The sequence below is a fragment of the Hephaestia caeni genome, from assembly GCF_003550065.1.
GTDB lineage: Bacteria > Pseudomonadota > Alphaproteobacteria > Sphingomonadales > Sphingomonadaceae > Sphingomonas > Sphingomonas caeni_A.
This window is the reverse complement of the sequence record NZ_QXDC01000002.1, coordinates 777,444-792,661: the sequence shown is the minus strand read 5'-3', so window position 1 is coordinate 792,661 and position 15,218 is coordinate 777,444. Positions and strand designations below refer to the sequence as shown.

Annotated in this window: 17 protein-coding genes; all 17 read right to left on the bottom strand. The window is 61.0% G+C overall.

Annotation, left to right across the window (positions count from 1 at the left end):
- Positions 1-86: 86 nt before the first annotated feature.
- Positions 87-392 carry a hypothetical protein gene (locus DFR49_RS03615; protein ID WP_119034439.1) on the bottom strand — a complete coding sequence of 102 codons (306 nt, stop codon included), beginning with the start codon at positions 390-392 and terminating at the stop codon, positions 87-89.
- On the bottom strand, positions 389-865 hold the full coding sequence (locus DFR49_RS03610) for a hypothetical protein (RefSeq protein WP_119034438.1): 477 nt from the start codon (positions 863-865) through the stop codon (positions 389-391). Before DFR49_RS03610 ends, DFR49_RS03615 begins: the two co-directional genes overlap by 4 nt.
- A 77-nt stretch (positions 866-942) precedes the next feature.
- Positions 943-1,164 carry a hypothetical protein gene (locus tag DFR49_RS21605; RefSeq protein WP_147373623.1) on the bottom strand — a complete coding sequence of 74 codons (222 nt, stop codon included), beginning with the start codon at positions 1,162-1,164 and terminating at the stop codon, positions 943-945.
- Positions 1,165-1,200: 36 nt separating this feature from the next.
- Positions 1,201-1,614, bottom strand: coding sequence for a hypothetical protein (locus DFR49_RS03605; RefSeq protein WP_119034437.1), 414 nt, complete (start codon positions 1,612-1,614; stop codon positions 1,201-1,203).
- Positions 1,615-1,822: 208 nt separating this feature from the next.
- Complete coding sequence (locus DFR49_RS21600; protein WP_147373622.1) at positions 1,823-2,194, bottom strand: hypothetical protein; 372 nt, start codon at positions 2,192-2,194, stop codon at positions 1,823-1,825.
- Positions 2,187-2,555 (bottom strand): hypothetical protein, encoded by a 369-nt coding sequence (locus tag DFR49_RS03595; RefSeq protein WP_147373621.1) that lies wholly within the window; start codon positions 2,553-2,555, stop codon positions 2,187-2,189. Before DFR49_RS03595 ends, DFR49_RS21600 begins: the two co-directional genes overlap by 8 nt.
- 2 nt (positions 2,556-2,557) lie before the next feature.
- Complete coding sequence (locus tag DFR49_RS03590) at positions 2,558-3,094, bottom strand: hypothetical protein (RefSeq protein WP_119034434.1); 537 nt, start codon at positions 3,092-3,094, stop codon at positions 2,558-2,560.
- A gap of 58 nt (positions 3,095-3,152) precedes the next feature.
- Complete coding sequence (locus DFR49_RS03585; RefSeq protein ID WP_119034433.1) at positions 3,153-3,854, bottom strand: hypothetical protein; 702 nt, start codon at positions 3,852-3,854, stop codon at positions 3,153-3,155.
- A gap of 63 nt (positions 3,855-3,917) precedes the next feature.
- The gene (locus DFR49_RS03580) at positions 3,918-4,238 is read right to left on the bottom strand and encodes a hypothetical protein (protein ID WP_211325793.1); all 321 of its coding nucleotides are present in this window, start codon (positions 4,236-4,238) and stop codon (positions 3,918-3,920) included.
- A complete protein-coding gene (locus DFR49_RS03575) occupies positions 4,235-4,453 on the bottom strand; it encodes a hypothetical protein (RefSeq protein WP_119034432.1) in 219 nt (72 codons plus the stop codon). Before DFR49_RS03575 ends, DFR49_RS03580 begins: the two co-directional genes overlap by 4 nt.
- 129 nt (positions 4,454-4,582) lie before the next feature.
- A complete protein-coding gene (locus DFR49_RS03570; protein ID WP_119034431.1) occupies positions 4,583-5,176 on the bottom strand; it encodes a DUF1419 domain-containing protein in 594 nt (197 codons plus the stop codon).
- 15 nt (positions 5,177-5,191) lie between these two features.
- Positions 5,192-5,863: a DUF6915 family protein gene (locus DFR49_RS03565; RefSeq protein ID WP_119034430.1), complete on the bottom strand. Its 672-nt coding sequence runs from the start codon at positions 5,861-5,863 to the stop codon at positions 5,192-5,194.
- A 26-nt stretch (positions 5,864-5,889) separates the two neighbouring features.
- Complete coding sequence (locus tag DFR49_RS03560) at positions 5,890-7,671, bottom strand: PcfJ domain-containing protein (RefSeq protein ID WP_119034429.1); 1,782 nt, start codon at positions 7,669-7,671, stop codon at positions 5,890-5,892.
- Positions 7,668-8,150 carry a hypothetical protein gene (locus tag DFR49_RS21830; protein WP_119034428.1) on the bottom strand — a complete coding sequence of 161 codons (483 nt, stop codon included), beginning with the start codon at positions 8,148-8,150 and terminating at the stop codon, positions 7,668-7,670. Before DFR49_RS21830 ends, DFR49_RS03560 begins: the two co-directional genes overlap by 4 nt.
- Positions 8,151-8,415: 265 nt before the next feature.
- A complete protein-coding gene (locus tag DFR49_RS03550; RefSeq protein WP_245968217.1) occupies positions 8,416-12,744 on the bottom strand; it encodes a helicase-related protein in 4,329 nt (1,442 codons plus the stop codon).
- 96 nt (positions 12,745-12,840) lie between these two features.
- Entirely contained in the window at positions 12,841-13,647 is an 807-nt protein-coding gene (gene istB / locus DFR49_RS03545; RefSeq protein ID WP_119034427.1) for an IS21-like element helper ATPase IstB, read from the bottom strand.
- Positions 13,637-15,160, bottom strand: a complete 1,524-nt coding sequence (gene istA / locus DFR49_RS03540) for an IS21 family transposase (protein ID WP_119035246.1) — start codon at positions 15,158-15,160, stop codon at positions 13,637-13,639. The genes istB and istA overlap by 11 nt, the downstream gene beginning before the upstream one ends.
- Positions 15,161-15,218: the final 58 nt, after the last annotated feature.

Below are 15,218 nucleotides of genomic sequence, written 5' to 3'. Positions count from 1 at the left end.
GGGCGCCCCGCGCCCTGATCGCAGCTTTGTCCAGTGTGCATGGTGCGTCGCGGTGCAGAATGTCGTTGGAAACGAGGTGCAGCCTGTCAGCGGATCAAAGGCGATCTTGGGCGGCTGCCCTCCTGAAGCCTATCAGCCGTTAGTTCAGCAGCAAGGCCGTTTCGGATCACCGCGTATGGCCGTAGCGCTTCGATTGCGGCGTCTGGGTCGGCGATTTCGCCATAGCGAGTGCCGATCCAGAGGAGATCGCGATGTTCGTCGTCGACATCGTCACCGTCGCGCAGAACCATCGCGAAATAGGTGTTTAGGGGGGCGTCCCATCCGATAGCGATGGACAGTGCCCCGTGGTCCGCGACGGCCTCCGAAAGCGGATCGAGTTCGTATCTGCTCATTGGGTGTCCTTTCCGTTGTCGGGAGGCAAGTCGCGGTTGCCCCACATCATTTGCTGAAACTGGCGCAGCAGTTCGGCTTGATCAGGGTATCGTTCTTCCCATTCGGCGCGGGGGATCAGAAAACCGATGTCGATCAGCCGCTGGCGCAATCCTTCGGTCACCGCGTGCTTGACGGTGTCCGGGATCGCGAGCGGAAACGTATGGAACTGGCACAGCCAGGAGGCGTCATCGGGCTCCTGGTGGCGCTGAAAGTAATCGGCATCGAACAGCAGATCGCTGCGGAGTACTGTAGCGTTCCTGACCTCGATGACGAATTGTCCGCCAGGCGGGGTTTTCGTGCGCGTGGTCGCAATCATGCGGTCGTACCAAGTGCGTGCCGCTGCCAACGCGACGCCATAGGCGCGACCATAGACGGCGTAGAGGGTCCAGCTGACTGGATGGCCGGCCGCGCCGAAGTGAAAGGTGGTTTCCATCTTGGGACTCCTGCGTGGGTGTGTCGAAAGAGGCAGGTGGCGAGTTACCGGCTGGCAACTGCGACGGGGAGGCACGGTCAATGATCAAGAATATCTGCTTTCCCAATTGCCAAGCGGGCATAGTGCGCAATGGCGGTACGGGCTGTTGCACTGCTCGTTTCGCCATGGTGCGGATCGCCGCAGTGGAGCCAGTGGCCTTTGTGCAGAACCTCAACATAGGTAAGGGTCCGGCACCGCCGGTAGGGGCGAATGGTGCGAAGCCGCAACGTCAGCCCGTCGATGGTTATTTCACGCGACATGGCAATCTCCGATCGGCGATGGAGGGTGCATTGGCGTCAATGGTTCTCCGCCTCGAGCCGGGCGATAAGTGCGCGGGCTTCCTCAGCGGTGCGAGGATCGTCGACTAGCCGCTTTAGTAGATCGAGGAGTTCCGGCGCGGCGTCCCGGATACGTTTGCGTGTTTGGGCCTGAGCTTTGTCGGCGGCACGTTTTGCTTCCCGCTTCAGCTTCTGGGCGAGTTCGAACCTTTCGCCGGTGCGCTCAAGATGCAATTGCCAGCGCTTACGCATTTTACCGGCATGGGCCTTCAAGTTGCGCGGCTCGTGTCCTTGCCAATAGCGGTTGCCTCGCCAGGCGATTTCACCATCGGCGTCGAACTTCACGACGGCGCAGATCGTCGGTCTGATCCTGCCGGAGTTCAAATCGATTGCCTGGCCGACTTCTATTTCGACGACATAAGTGCCATCCATGATTTTTCTCCCGAAGTATGGTGGAAAGGAAATCGGGTGCTGCTGACGCAGATTTTGCGTTTTGGCTTCATGGGGGCGCGCCGCCACAGCGGGTTGTGCCGGATATCGGCGGCCTATCGGCGAGGGTGTGCTTGGCCACCGTTAGTTCTGTCCGCGCCGGACGGACGGGAATAGTGATCACACTCTTTGTGGCGGTTGGTCTGCTCGTTCATTCGGTCTTTTCCGCGACTGCCACCCTAACCTTCTGAATCCAGGCTTCGCGATTGTTGTGGTGTTCGAGAAATTCGTGGGTCCACTCGAACACGGTCTCGGGGTCCGCTTCGACCCTGCTAAGCGCGTCGCCGTAGTCGGGATGGTGAGCGCCCTTGCAGCTGTTCTTCATGAAAATGAGCGCCCCCGCGCACATCGCGCGTGCGTCGGTGCCGTCACTCGGAATCGTCTTGTGACAAGGTAGCGGTGGCCCATCAAACTGGACCTGCTGGGTAAAGTCTTCCGCGCTATAGCCCCCGAGCCAGCCGGCTGGGTGGTTGCGGCGCCATGGACACTCATTGCAAGGCCGCGTGAGGACAGCCTCAGTCATGTCGGGCTCCGAACCTATCCGCTCCGTGCTCGTCACCATTCGTCACAAAAAGCAAATACTGGTCTTCGGAGGATTGGGGAGCGATCTCGGCCGCACTGTCTTCGATCTGGACGCCGGGTGGGCTTTCGCCCGGATCGAAGATCATGCGGAGGCATTCCCCGATATCGGGTTTATCGCGAGGACCGCACAGTTCCATGAACTCGCGGTGAAGTTCATGGCCCAAGCGGGTCGGATCGGCCGAATCGTAGACCTTGTAGCGAAGCTGTGGCCTCGCATAGGCCCCAAAGGCGTGGTCCCACATAGCCTGCGGATCGAACACCTCGACATGGAGCGTGACGCTCGCGTCGATGCCGCCCGCCACGGTCACGTTCCTGCCCGCAAGGTTTCGAGCGTCTCTTCCATCAGCCACCGCGTCGAGCCGCCGAAGATTTCACTATCCGTGATGACATAGTATCCGCCTCCGAAGCCGCCGGGGACGTCTTTGTCGGCGACCTCGGCCCACTGGAAAGCGAACGGTAGGGCGGTCTTGCAGACCTTCTGGATCAGCGACGCGAGCGCGGAGACATCAGCTTCGTGACCGCTTATGAATGCGACTTTTCCCTTGCCGTCGGGATCATCACGAATGGTCAGATCGGCGTTGAATTCGGGAAAGTCCGGATCGGACCATAGATCGAAAAAATCAGCGAAGGGGTCTTCCTCATCTGGCCTTTTTGGGAAAGTGGCCCTGAAAGCGTCGCTGCAGGAAGCGTAGTACGCTTTCACCGTCTCGATGCCCACGTCAGGAAGTTCGGCGACATCGGTGGATAGGACAGCCGATACGGCGAAGCACTCTTCGAGCACTGCCCTTTCTTGCGGTGTCGCTGGTATGGTGAACACTGTCTGCGAATAGTAGTTAGCCATCTTATGTCTCCTCGATGGCAATGGTCATGATCTGGTCATGGCCGGGCCCGGTTGGCGATCAACCGGCGGCAGGGATCCACTCGTAGAGTAGGTGCTCGTCGGGATTATTGTCGTTCCCGTTGGCAATCCGGATGAGACGGCCGTCGCAGGCGAAGGCCGAGGCACGCGGCAGCGTGAGATAGGATTTGCCCTCGAGGATGATATCAGCCGATCGCACAGCGGTGATGGCTCGGATCGAGCCGAGCATGCGGTGTCCCTCGTGCGCAGCGATAAGCTTGAGCTGATCGCCCGGTTTCACGCGGCGCTTGAACTGGGCGAGGGAAACGGTCGCCTGGACGGGGTTGGCGGCACCGCGCTTGGCAGCCAGGGCGGCCCAGTAGGTCGTGCCGATGCGGATATGGGTGAAGAAGGAGCAACTCAGATAGTCCTGGTGGAAGTTGCCGTGGGCGTTGTTGAACCGTTCGACTTCGTCGTGGAGCATGGTTTCGAATGCTCGGCGTTCCCCCTCGTCGGACAGGTCGTTTGGCGCGTCCAGCAGTTCGACGACGACACGGCGCCCGCCCGTGAAGCGTTCGCCGCGCAGCGCGAAGCGGCCGCCGGCAATCGTTTTGGTCAGGTGGGTCTCTATACGACGGCAAAGGTCCGGGAGGCTTTCGCCGGGCCGATAGAGTTCGCCTTCATGGGAGAAATTGCCGCGGTCGTCATACTGCATTTCGCTGCGCAGACGCGCCGGTTGGGCCGCTGGGGACGGCTGTGTCATGATCGGTCCTTTCGGATAGGGGCTGTGCGGAGCTGCTATTGCGGTCGCACAGACCCGAACCGCTTAGCTCCGCCCTCCCCCCTCCCCCTTCCCTTTGTCCACCTGGTGTTTTGAGGCTGGCCCCTCGTGGGACTGATAACATTCGTCATAGAAGCAGCTGTTCTCGAAATCGGGATCATCGGCTTCGTCGACGAGATAGCCGGTAACCTCTTCCGCTGGCTCAGCCTCGAGGACACCTGCGGCGTACGGAAGTAAGCGGACCGGGAAGCGACCCTTTCCGATGACGTCATCGGCTTGGCGCATCGCGTGGGTATGATCATCGGCGGTGACCGCCACCTTCACCCGGATCGTCGTGTAGACATGGACGTGGTGAAGCTTGCTCATTCGTCGATCTCCTCGACAGCGCTTTCACCATCGATCGCAAACGGCCCCGTCTCGGTGCCGACCGCGTCGTGGTCGGAATTATAGTCGTTGATCTGTTCTATTGTGGGTGAGAGCCATTGGACAAAGGATTCCGCGCGCTTCCGCGCTTGAACGGCATTGTCCGCATCGACGAATACCGTGATGAACGCTTTTACGTCGACCGCATGTTCTGGCATTGTTGTACTCCCGTAATCTAAATAAATGCTGGAAGGTCAGGCGTGGCTAGATTGACCGCAACCTGGGGAATCATCGCTTGCGGACACGTGACGATTGTCGACGTGTCGTTCTGGTCGTGAGCATCGTTCCTAGATTGTCGGGCCGTGCGGCAGGCGGTCTGCTATCTCGTCGTCGGTCAGGTCTTCGAGAAGCTTCAACACTGTTCCGCCGGGGCGCTCCAGGACCATGATAGTGCGCTTGCCCAGATGCTCCGCTGGCCAGGCGTCGGGGTTGGCCTCGCCGGCGAGGCCACGATAGTCGCGGGACGTGCTCGACCAGATCAGCTGTAGTTTCTCTTCGCGCGTCATGTTTTCGGCGACAGCTCGTTCATGCTCGATAATCGCAGCGCGCAATCTCTCGGGGCCGTCGCCGTCGTCATGATCACAATAGGCGTGGAACCAACGATTGCGCCCGTTGATCATGATCTCGAAGAAGACCGATCCGACGGAGCCGGACTTGAGTTCCGAGAACGCGAACATCCCGGCTCGCATGAAGAGGGGCGGAAATAGCTCGAACATAGACTCATAGGAGTCGCGTTGGATTTCGAACCACTGATTTTGATATGCTATTCCGGAGATGAGTTCCTCCGGCGAACAGTCGGGGACACGGTTGAACAATTCGAACATCTTTTTGCGCGATGCGACGCTCTTGAATATCTTGCGGGCAGGCGGTGCTTCGGTCATTTCGGTTCCCTTCTGTCAATGTTCGGTTGAGGAGAGGCCGATCTTCGATGGAGATGTGGCCTGGAGCATCCATCGTTGGCCCTTGAGGCGACGGAGGAGATCAGGCGCGGCGGGCAAGCGCCCGAGCAACGAACGGACATGTTGCTCGGCCACCACTCGCGTTGGCGCGCCGGCGTCTCCGTTCGGGAGCGCGGGACCGAAGCGGTGTTCCGCCTCGTAGATCCCGAAGGCATGGTGCCGGAACAGAAGGTGTGCCGCGCTATCGGCCCACGCGCTCGTAGCGAGGAACCAGCGGTGCAGCGGGAGATAATGCGCGGCTTCGCCGCCAAAGCGCCTCGCGCTGATACGAGCGAGATCGTCTACGTGAGGGATCGGTGCGAGGAGCCAATCCGGCAGGTCGAAATCGACCAACCAGTCCGCTGCAGCAGGGAGGTATCGGCAATCCTCCTCGACGTGCTGCCGCGCGATTGCGAGGACAGGGATGGTCGCACCGTCGTTGTTGGTAATCGTATCTCCGAACACCACGACAGCGTCGGCTATGCCTTCATGGTGGTGACGCAACGCACGGTGGGAGAAATGGCAGTGGGCGGCCTTGGTCGCGTCGAACCAGGCGTGGATCGGATGGTAATCCGACCAGCAGCCGCCATGGATACGCGCCGACGAACGCGCATGGTCATATGGGTTCATGAGATGTCGCTCCGAACTGGGAGAGGTCAGCGTTTTGTGGGCAAGGTCGCGATCGCGTGGATAATCTTGTCCAAGGCACGTGCCACGCCGGACTGCTCGGCCCATTGGTCGAAGGTGTCCGGTGTGCCTTTGGGTAGCAGTACACGATAGAGCGGCCATGCTTTTCGCGCATGGCTGATCGGGAGGATTTCGCGGTGCCAACCGCAATCGCCGCTACGCATGATCTCGCGACGATGTCTGAGCAGCTCTTGATGGGTGATCGGGTGACGCTCATGTCGTAGATCAGCGAGGAATTGCCTCAGAACGGGGCTGAGCTGCGGAGGTGGTCGGGTGTTGCCTCGGGCCTTGAACTGGCCGGGCGCGATCGTCAGCGATTTTCCCTGCTCGTAGGTGAGAGTCATTTCGAGGGTCGCGAGCCGTATTTCATTGCAGCGTAGCGAAAAGATCTGCGTGTCACCGCGACGGCATTGGGGATAGTAGCCACCTACACAGTGCTGAAGCGCATTGCCTTCAAGAACGAGATCTTCTGCGCTGGTGAGCGGGACGATCTGATGATGACCGTCGCGCGCCGTCCATGCCGGGCAAAGCGCGGGCCATCCTGGCTTGTCGGTTTTCTGCTCATGCCGCACGGCGGCGATCGTCGCGGAGCGGCGATGCCACAGGCCGATAGCCTCATGGAAGGATTTGAGCCCACGCGGACCGACGACGGCCTCGCGAAGCGCCCGTAGCCATGCTCGATGCTGCGGACCATGCATCAGCATGGAATGCATGTAGAAGCCCCGGATGAACTCGCGAACGCGATAGTCGTCGAGCAGATCGGCTTTCATCGCGCGACTTGCAGCGAGAGGATAGAGGAGATCTTCCCGCAAGGCATTAATCGCATCACGGCGCTCCGTGTCGTCGCCAACATAATCCGGGCGGAACAGGCTGTGGTTCAGAGAATCCCGCCAGAGCCCGGTAGTCCAATCCTTGCCGGTGGGCCATTGGCGGAGCGGCACCTCGTGAAGAAGAAGCGTCTGGATCGGACCGAGCAAGTCTCGAAAAGACGCAAGCGCTTCAGTAGCGGGATGGATACCTTGCAGGCGGTGCAAATGCGCTTTGGTGACGCCTAGCTCTAGACAGAGGTGCGGGTTTAGCGGTTCGCCCTGATCAATCGTGGCGGTGATGCTATCCCGCATCAAAATGCTGGCTATGGCACCGTAGACGTCGAGCGCTTGCATCCGTCGCTCGATGATCTGCGGGCGTTCTGGCCGTCCAGCCAGCATCGGCACTAATGCCCAGTGGAGAACCCGGCTGAGGGCGTTCTGGCCGTCCAGCGGCTTGTGATTGAGATCGCGCTGAAGGACTGCTGCGATATGGCTTACGGCGAGAGCATTGAGATGCGTGACGAGGCGTTGTGTCGCATCCGCAACGCACCCGACAAGGGCCGTAATCGCATCGTGAGCTATGCCACCTTGGACTAGCGATACGATCAGGCGTAGGAGGCCATTGTTGTCGAGCCATATATCGATGCCGAATGAAGGGTGCCGGCCATGGGTCCGGAGCGGCTTGGCGAGCGCGCTGGCGCAGTGGTCGAGCAATGCCCGACCAGGGCTATCGGGCGGGGGCGCAGGTCGGCAGCTCAGGTATGCCGCAACATCGTTGGCTTCCTGCCGCGCGACGATGTGACACCGCGAAAGCGCAACAACAGCGGTGATCGCGTTGAGGGTATCGATCGGGTCGAGCTCGTCGATCTGCGGAACGATTGCCACGAGTTGGACCTGGCAGGCTGCGGCAAGCGCGGCGAATCCATCGGTGCCGCCGGTCACGGGCGAGCATCCGCATGGACGACGATCTCAAGAGGAAGATCCGCGTCGTCCGGGTCATCGGCAAGGTCGAGATCGTCGTCGTCATCGCCGTAGTCGCCATCTTCGCGATAGGTCATATCGCATTCGACGCGCTCGTCGGGCTCGACCGCGAAGGGGAAGAAAGTGACGGATCCGAAACCTCCTTCATTATTGACCCAGTCACCTTCGGGCACATCCGCGGCGCGATCGTGCAGATAGCCGTCGAGCATGAAGATCTGTCCGGTAGGCCCGATACGGACCGGGACGGTGGGGAGTTGGAATTCTTCGCGTCCATCGCGATAGCGCACGAGTTCGATCGACGCTTCGCCGTCGTCGCCGCCCCCGCTCAATCCAAAGCGAGCCTCCTCAACGCCGAGGGTTCGCAACAACTCGGCGATTCCGCTGAAATAGTCTTTTGTGCCGGTCAGGTCCTGACCGTCGACGTTCGTCGTGTCTGGCATGGGATGCCTTTCAAATGCGCGGAGGTCGAGCGCCGGCGCGAACCTTCAGAAGGGTGGGAGCGAGGCTGCGCGGCTCGGATCGACCGGAAGCTGTAGCCTCATCCCATCAGCTTCCCCCTTCCCTTTTTCCGTCGCTGAAAGCGGCAAGTCTGGTGAGCGAGCAGCAACGGGGAGCGAATGCGCGATGCGCCAAGGGTGGCCTCGTCGCGATCACTGTAGGCTGCAATGGTTTGGCCGCAACGCGCGCACCGGGCGGTTCCCGCGGCTATGCGTACAAGCGGGTCGCCGGTTCGATTATATCGTTCGTCGGAGGCGGAGCGTTGCTGTCATCCATGGGGAGTTCGATGGACGACGGTTCGTCATCGTTTCCAGGGTCGAATTCTCCCTTGGTCGTCGCGAGATCGGCTTCGAGTTCGGCGAGCTCACGGAGCTTTTCGTCGAGCAGTGTCGTGTCGGGGAAGTCTTGTCCGAGGCGAGCTTTGAAGGCCGGAAGGCGTCGTTCATCCGCTTCGAGGTTCGCTTGTGCCTCGGCGAGATCGGTGTCGAGATTGCGAATGGAGGACTCGATACGGCCGACAACGGTGCTCCATCGTGTCTTGTCGGTGGTTTCGAAGCTGGGGTGCTCCCCATGGTGCAAGGCTGTGATCACCGTGCTAAGCGCGGGTTCGCCATCGTCGCCTCTGGTCTCATAGCCCGAGAGTTCGAGTTCGATTCCGTTGAAGGTGCCGAGGATCTGACGCGCGGGCGCGCCGCGCAGCCGCATCTGGCGAGCGTGCCCGAGGATGCGTTCGCCGACGGCTTTGCGGTCCGTGAGGATAGGGCCGCCGGGGTCGAAGACGACTTCGTCTCCATTGGGCAGGATGCGCCGGGCGATGTCGGACTCAAGTCTAGCGATACGCCCTCGCCACTTTTCGATCGCCTCCGTCGTGCGCCGGATGGTCCTTCGGATATTGTGCTGGTCGTCGATATGGGCATCGCGCAAGCGCAGAAGTCTCGCGACCTCGGCGTCGAGACCAGCCTTCTTCATCAAACGATCGTCGCCGGACGCGAGGGCTTTCGCCAACGCGAACTGGCTGACATTGGAGCCGACATCCTCAATGCGCCGAATGGAGCGGTCGCCGGACATGGCCATATTGATGAAGCGTGCCTTGCGCTCGAGCATTTGCCAATTGGTGGCGTCCATCGAGCCGCTCGTCGCGTAGCCGTAGAGTTCGATTTCATTGTTCTGGTTCCCTTGACGCTCGATCCGGCCTTCGCGCTGCTCGATGTCGGAGGGAAGCCAAGGGACGTCCAAATGGTGCAGGGCTATCAGGCGCTGTTGGGCGTTGACGCCGGTTCCCATGGTCGCGGTCGACCCGAGAATGATACGCTTGCGGCCCTGGTTGAGGTCGTTGAACAGGCGCTGCTTCGCGCTGTTCTTCTTATAGTGCTGCATGAACGCGATCTGGTCCGCGGGCACGCCCATCTCGATCAGTCGATCGCGGATCCACACATATGCGGAGAAGCCCCGCGTTTCGAGGGCTGCCTCGGTGCCGAGGTCGGAGAAGACCATCTGCGTGGCGCCGAGAAGTGGATAAGGCCTCCCGGTCTCCGGGTCAGTGTAGCGATAATCGGCCGTCTCCTGCCAGATACGATGGACGTTCTCGATCAGGAGGTTGAGCTTGTTCCCCTCTTCGTTCCCGACGTTCGCATCGACGAAGCGCAGATCAATGGCGGAGTGCCTACCGTCGGTGATCACCGACAGGAGGATGTCGTCGCCTTTTTGTGGCCGGCGGTTGCGCTCCTCGATGGTCTTGATGCGCTGGGCGAGCACGCGCTGATAGGCCTTGAACGGCGCACCGGATTGGGCAACGACGATCTTGCGCTTACCGCCTTTGACCGTTGGCAAGCGGACATACTGGCGCAGGTCGTCCTTCAGCACGACGTCCGCTACGCTGCGGTACATGGCCATCAGGTCAGCGACGTTGACGAACTCGCTGAACCGGGTGACGGGTTTGTAGTTGCCGCTGGGCTGCAATTCGAGTTCGGTGCGTGTGTCCCCGAAGTTCGCGGCCCATGCGTCGAATTCGTGCATGCCCTTGGCATGGAGCTCATCGGGCTGAAGGAACCGCTGTAGCGTGTACATCTCGCCCAGGGTGTTCGTTATCGGGGTCCCGGACGAGAGGACGAGTTCTCGACCGGGATTGATGCCGGCGAGGTATCGGCTCTTCACGAAGAGATCCCAGGCGCGTTGCGACCCTACCGGATCGACGCCCTTGAGATCGCTGAGATTGGTCGCGAACGTCAGCTTGCGGAACTGCTGGGCTTCGTCGACGAGCAGCTGATCGATGCCAATCTCGCCGATATGGACGAGGTCGTCTTTGCGGGCTGCAAGATTTTCGAGCCTACGCTTGAGTCCTTCCTTGAGTCGTTCGACACGCTTGCGGGAAACGCGGTCTTCGCTTTCGATACCTGTGATCAGTGTTTCGTAGCTCGCGAGCTGGTCCTCGATGAGTTCCTTTTCGAACGAGGTTGGCGTTGGGATGAACTTGAAAGCATCATGCGTGATGATGATCGCGTCCCAGTTGCCGGTCGCGGCACGCGCAAGGAACCGGCGACGCTTGTCCCCGATGAAGTTCGTGTCGTCGGCAACGAGGATGCGCGCCGTAGGATAGAGCATCAGGAACTCGCGTGCGATCTGTGCCAGACAATGATTTGGCACGGTGATCATCGGCTTGTTCGCAAGGCCGAGACGGCGCTGCTCCATCACGGCGGCGCACAGGCTGAAGGTTTTGCCAGCGCCGACGGAATGGGCGACATAAGTCGAGCCGGCGGCGACGATACGCCAGACGGCGCGCTTCTGGTGGTCACGCATCTGGATTGCCGAGGACGCCCCCGGCAGTGTCAAATGCCGGCCGTTGAATGTCCGTGGCACGAGGTTGTTGAAGGCGTCGTTGTAGATCCTGACCAGCCGGTCGGCACGTACACTATCCTGCCAGACCCAGGTCTCGAAGGTCGACTTGATCGCCGCGAGCTTCTCTTTCGCCGCTTCGGTGTCGGTCGTGTTGAGTTCGCGGCGCTCGGATCCATCCGCTTCCCTGGTGACATCGTAGATCTTGGGGATATGGGAGTTGAGGGCATCCTCGATCAGGTCGGCGGCGGGGCGGCGCGGCGTTCCCCAGGTTGAGGTTGAGCTGACGTGCCCGGCAAATGGGGTCTTGTCGACGGTCCAGCTCGCGAGTGTCACGGTGTGATAGATTCGCGTCTTGACCTCCATAACCTCGGCGATGAAGGTCTCGATCACATCGGTCGGAATCCAAGGCGCGCCGAGACGGGCCGTGATCTCGCTGGGTTTGAGATCGACCGGTTGAACCGCTTCCAGTGCAGTGGCTGTGGCATTGAAACGCGGGTCGATTTCGGTCTTCGCGCGCGCGAGGGCGAGTTTTGTTCGCACGGCTCCCGAAAGCGCCTCGTCCGCCGTGACCCAGTGATCGAAATGGGGCGTGGTGCGGATCGGATCGAGAAAGACGTCGTCGGCGAGTTCAGCGAGTGTTTCGGCTTCGGTGACGCCAAGAAGTCCCGCGATCAGCGGGACATCGACCCGGCCACGCTCGTGCAGCGACAAAGCCAAGGCGTCTTGGGCTGAGTGGATTTCCTGGAGCACGGGCGGTTTGACGACGCGCTCGGTGAAAATGGCGCCCGGCGCACCGGCGTCGTTTCCCTCATCGTAATTCTCGATCGAAGCGACCAGCCAGACATCGGGATCGTCGAGGAAGGGCTGGAGGTTCGGGCGGCGTTGGTATTCGCGTTCGGCGCCGGTCTCCGGGTCGGTGCGGATAGTGGTGATGGTTCGGTTGATTGGCCCGTGCTTCTTCGTGAATCGCCAATAGTGGGTGCGCAGTTTTTCCTGGAGGTCGGCGTAGGGCCGGTCATTGAGCTGCGCGCGCAGGATCGCGCGAACCGTATCCCGGATGGGGATCAGCCCTTTGATGATGCCCGCATGCTTTGGAAACAGGCCGGTGCCGCCGCGTCCGGTCTTCACCCCGACGATCGTTGGACTGCCATCGACGACCTGATGCAGGATGCCGCCGGATTCGAAATAGCTGCCTTCTTTGAACTCAGCTTCGTCGGCGGCCGTGCCGATCTCGAGGTCGAAGGAGACGTCGAGCCGGTCTCGGAGCGACGTCGTGCGCAATGTGGGGCTGAAGGTGCCTTCGTATTTCGTCGCGATCGCCGACAAGGTAGCCGTGAGTGTTCCCGCTAGATCGAGGCCGGGCTCGGCCGCGCAGGAATATTCCATCCCGAACTGGCCGTTGCGCCATTCATGGGTCCCGAGCACATGGTCGGGATGATCAAGGAAGTAGCGGTTGATCTGGAGATCCCCGAACCCTTCGTCGCTAGCAGGAATGGGGCCGAGCTCGACCCAGTTCTGCTCAGGCCGAGGTGCAGCGGACGCGCGTTTCTGGAACAGCAGGATATCGACGACGACATCGGTGCCGGCATCTTCTCGCATGGCCTTGCTCGGAAGGCGAACGGCGCCGAGGAAGTCTGCAATGCTGTCGATATGGAGGCGCGCTTTGGGATCGCTCTTGTCCAGCGTGTATCGCGACGTCACGAATAGCGCGATGCCGCCCGGTCGAAGATGCTCAAGCTGTTGATTACCGCTGAGAAGTGACCCGGGATTTTCACCGAGAAGTGACCCGCCTGTAGCTTATGTTTCGGATGTCATTGCTGGGTCAAGATGGTGTTTCTCCTTTTGGGGTTTGGCCTGCTGGGCCGAGCTGTTTTTGAAGCGGAAGCTGTCGTTGCCGGTTTCCAATATGTGGCAGTGGTGGGTGAGCCGATCGAGGAGCGCGGTGGTCATCTTGGCATCGCCGAACACGCTGGCCCACTCACTGAAGCTGAGGTTGGTGGTGATGACGACGCTGGTGCGCTCGTAGAGTTTACTCAGCAGATGGAAGAGCAGCGCGCCGCCTGATGCGCTGAACGGCAGATAGCCGAGCTCGTCGAGGATCACGAGGTCGGAGTGGATCAGACGATTGGCGATCTGCCCGGCTCTTCCCAGGGCCTTTTCCTGTTCGAGGGCATTGACCAGTTCGACCGTGGAGAAGAAGCGGACCCGCTTTCGATGATGCTCGATGGCCTGGACACCGAGCGCCGTGGCGACGTGGGTCTTTCCGGTGCCGGGACCACCGACCAGCACGATATTGTCGGCGCCGTCGATAAACTCGCAGCGATGGAGCTGGCGGACCAGCGCCTCGTTGATTTCGCTGCTGGCAAAGTCGAAGCCCGCCAGATCCCGATAGGCGGGAAGCCGGGCTGCCTTGAGCTGATAGGCAACGGAGCGCACCTCTCGTTCGGCCGTTTCGGCCTTCAGAAGTTGGGACAGGATCGGAACAGCCGCTTCGAACGCCGGCGCGCCCTGAGCCATCAGATCGGTGACCGCTTGCGCCATGCCGTGCATTTTCAGGCTGCGCAGCATGACGACGATGGCGCCGGTGGCGGGGTCATGACGCATGGCGCTTCTCCCGGCGCAGGGCGTCATAGCGTGCGACATTGGCCATCGGTTCGCTGACCAGCCTCAGGGCCTGTGGCGCCGTGACCGGCGGCGTTGCGAGGGGCTTTCCATCAAGCAGCCGGTGCAGCAAATTGAGGATATGGGTCTTGGTCGGAACGCCCGCATCCAGCGCCATGGCGACAGCGGTCAGGACAGCCGCTTCGTCATGATGCAGGACCAAAGCCAGGATCTCGACCATTTCCCTGTCACCTCCCGGATTGCGGAGCAGATGCCGTTGCAGCCGCTGGAAGTCCTCGGGAAGCTCAAGGAACGGTGCTCCGTTGCGCAAGGCTCCAGGCTTGCGCTGGACGACCGCCAGATAATGCCGCCAGTCATAGACCGTGTGCCCGGGGCCATCATGGGATCGATCGATGATGCGCTGATGTTCGCATATGACCTGCCCCTCGGCGACAACCAGGAAGCGATCGGGATAAACGCGCAAGCTGACGGGCCGATTGGCGAAGGACGCCGGCACGCTGTAGCGGTTGCGTTCCAGATGCACGAGGCAGGTCGGCGAGACCCGTTTGCCATATTCGACGAAGCCATCGAACGGCCTGCCCACCGGCATCAGGCATTCCGCCTCATCGGCCCAGGCATCGGCGACAGACCCGGGTTCGATGCCATGCGGGATATCCTGCCACAGCGCCTTGCAACGCTGTTCCAGCCACAGATTGAGGGCGTCCAGGCTCTCGGCCTGCGGCGTGGGCTGCCACAGGCGATGACGCGCATCCTGAACATTCTTCTCGACTTGCCCCTTTTCCCAGCCTGCCGCGGGATTACAGAACTCGGCTTCGAACAGGTAATGGCTGACCATGGTGAGGAAGCGGGTGTTGACCTTCCTTTCCTTGCCGCGCCCGACCTTGTCCACGGCGGTGCGCATATTATCGTAAATCCCCCGGCGCGGAACGCCGCCCAGGACGCGGAACGCATGATTATGGGCATCGAACAGCATCTCGTGGGTCTGAAGGAGATAGGCCCGCACGGTGAAGGCCCGGCTGTGGCTGAGCTTGAAGTGCGCCACCTGAAGCTTGGTACGCACGCCACCCAGGATCGCCCAGTCCTCGCTCCAGTCGAACTGGAATGCCTCCCCCGGCGCGAATGACAACGGCACGAATGTCCCGCGGCCGCTCATCTGCTGCTGACGGCGATACTCATCGCGCCAGGCCCGCGCGAAGGCGGCGACACGGCCATAGGAACCGTCATACCCCAGGCTCGCCAGATCGGCGTGCAACTGCTTGACCGTGCGCTTCTGCTTGCGCGAGCGAGCCATCTCCCGTTGCAGCCACGCCGACAGCCGGTCCGCGAACGGGTCCAGCTTGCTCGGCCGCTCGGGCACCTTGAACAGCGGCTCGATCGTCTCTGACCGCAGATATTTACGGATCGTATTACGTGACAATCCCGTCCGCCGCACAATCTCGCGGATCGATAGATGGTCGCGATAATGCCAACGCCGGATTACGCTCAATAACGCCATGTCCATCACTCCATGATCCCCTGCTCCTCAAGGCCAGGGGCGAGTTCAACATGGGTCA

Bases quoted from the DNA above. Each gene is read 5' to 3' on its own strand.
- DFR49_RS03605 (WP_119034437.1), bottom strand. From the start codon at position 1,614: ATGGATGGCACTTATGTCGTCGAAATAGAAGTCGGCCAGGCAATCGAT.
- istB (WP_119034427.1), bottom strand. From the start codon at position 13,647: ATGCGTCATGACCCCGCCACCGGCGCCATCGTCGTCATGCTGCGCAGC.
- DFR49_RS03590 (WP_119034434.1), bottom strand. From the start codon at position 3,094: ATGGCTAACTACTATTCGCAGACAGTGTTCACCATACCAGCGACACCG.
- DFR49_RS03580 (WP_211325793.1), bottom strand. From the start codon at position 4,238: ATGAGCAAGCTTCACCACGTCCATGTCTACACGACGATCCGGGTGAAG.
- DFR49_RS03570 (WP_119034431.1), bottom strand. From the start codon at position 5,176: ATGACCGAAGCACCGCCTGCCCGCAAGATATTCAAGAGCGTCGCATCG.
- DFR49_RS03585 (WP_119034433.1), bottom strand. From the start codon at position 3,854: ATGACACAGCCGTCCCCAGCGGCCCAACCGGCGCGTCTGCGCAGCGAA.
- DFR49_RS21830 (WP_119034428.1), bottom strand. From the start codon at position 8,150: ATGCCAGACACGACGAACGTCGACGGTCAGGACCTGACCGGCACAAAA.
- DFR49_RS03565 (WP_119034430.1), bottom strand. From the start codon at position 5,863: ATGAACCCATATGACCATGCGCGTTCGTCGGCGCGTATCCATGGCGGC.
- DFR49_RS21600 (WP_147373622.1), bottom strand. From the start codon at position 2,194: ATGACTGAGGCTGTCCTCACGCGGCCTTGCAATGAGTGTCCATGGCGC.
- DFR49_RS03575 (WP_119034432.1), bottom strand. From the start codon at position 4,453: ATGCCAGAACATGCGGTCGACGTAAAAGCGTTCATCACGGTATTCGTC.
- DFR49_RS03615 (WP_119034439.1), bottom strand. From the start codon at position 392: ATGAGCAGATACGAACTCGATCCGCTTTCGGAGGCCGTCGCGGACCAC.
- DFR49_RS21605 (WP_147373623.1), bottom strand. From the start codon at position 1,164: ATGTCGCGTGAAATAACCATCGACGGGCTGACGTTGCGGCTTCGCACC.
- DFR49_RS03610 (WP_119034438.1), bottom strand. From the start codon at position 865: ATGGAAACCACCTTTCACTTCGGCGCGGCCGGCCATCCAGTCAGCTGG.
- istA (WP_119035246.1), bottom strand. From the start codon at position 15,160: ATGGCGTTATTGAGCGTAATCCGGCGTTGGCATTATCGCGACCATCTA.